The organism is Pseudoalteromonas sp. PSi26 (genome assembly GCF_054960575.1).
In genome coordinates this window covers 1-352 of sequence record NZ_JBHNYT010000054.1, presented here as the reverse complement: position 1 = coordinate 352, position 352 = coordinate 1, and the positions used below count along the sequence as shown (strand labels likewise).

The 352-nt window shown below is 38.4% G+C and carries 1 protein-coding gene; it reads right to left on the bottom strand.

The window, feature by feature from the left end; genetic code table 11:
• The coding region (locus ACFI34_RS18800; protein WP_462674601.1) for a transposase at positions 1-272 on the bottom strand (272 nt) is incomplete at its 3' end.
• Positions 273-352 lie beyond the last annotated feature (80 nt).

Here is a 352-nt window from a genome sequence, read left to right as displayed (position 1 = left end):
GTAGCCTTTTTTAATATATCCTTTTCTAATTCAATGCGTTGAATTTGCTTTTTAAGTTCACGAATTTCAATTTGTTCGGGTGTCATTGGTGAGGCTGTGGGTGTCTGGCCATTCCGCTCTTGCTTTAATTGAGTTACCCACTTACTTACAGTTGATTTACCAACACCCATAGCCTTAGCTGCATCTTCTTGTGTGTAGCCTTGGTCAACTACAAGCTGAGCTGTTTCTAATTTGATTGCAGCAGAGTACGTTGCGCGTTTTAATTTCGTCATTTTTTCACCCAAATTTGTATGCTTATTAGCATAACATTTCTTTCTTAATGGGTGGCCAAATTAACTATGCCACTACAATC